The 926-nt window shown below is 61.4% G+C and carries 1 protein-coding gene; it reads left to right on the top strand.

Going from position 1 to position 926, the window contains the following annotated elements:
- Positions 1–79: 79 nt before the first annotated feature.
- Positions 80–926 (top strand): ribonucleotide-diphosphate reductase subunit beta (locus Q3C01_RS44840; RefSeq protein WP_458151743.1); only part of this gene is annotated, 847 nt, incomplete at its 3' end.

Below are 926 nucleotides of genomic sequence, written 5' to 3' on the forward strand. Positions count from 1 at the left end.
GCGGCGCCAGATCTCGACGGCATCAAGGCCTGCCGGATCGACGATCCCGAATGCGAAGCGTGCCAGTAAGGAGATGACGATGCTCGATTGGTCCGACACCGAAACCACGGCGGCTGCTCCGGCCGCCTCGACCCTCACCACGGCGCTGCGTCCGCAGACCCAGCTCAAGCTCGAGCCGGCCGACCCGACCGGCCTCGGTGCGATCGATCGTACCGGCGGCCGCGTGTCCGTCGACGAGAAGCGGATGATCAACTGCCGCGCCGACGTCAACCAGCTCCTTCCGCTCAAGTACAAATGGGCCTGGGAGAAATATCTCTCCGGCTGCAACAATCACTGGATGCCAACCGAGGTCTCGATGCAGGCCGACATCGCGCTGTGGAAGTCGCGCGACGGCCTGACGGATGACGAGCGGCGCGCGATCAAGCGCAACCTCGGCTTCTTCGCGGCGTCTGAGTCGCTCGTTGCCAACAACATCGTGCTGGCGATCTACCGTCATCTCACCAATCCGGAATGCCGGCAGTATCTGTTGCGGCAGGCGTTCGAGGAAGCGGTTCACACCCACACATTCCAGTACATCGTTGAAAGCCTCGGCTTGGATGAGGGCGAGCTGTTCAACATGTACCGCGAGGTGCCGTCGATCACCGACAAGGCTGCCTGGGCGCTCAAGCACACGCAGCATCTGGATGATCCGTCCTTCCAGACGGGAACACCGGACCGCGATCGCGCTTTCCTGAAGGACCTCGTCGCGTTCTACGTGGTGTTTGAGGGGATGTGGTTCTACACGGGCTTTGCGCAGATCCTGTCGCTGGGACGCCGCAACAAGATGGTCGGCATTGCCGAGCAGTATCAGTACATCCTGCGCGACGAGAGCATTCACCTGAACTTTGGCATCGACGTGATCAACCAGATCAAGATCGAGAATCCGC

The organism is Bradyrhizobium sp. UFLA05-109 (assembly GCF_054185165.1).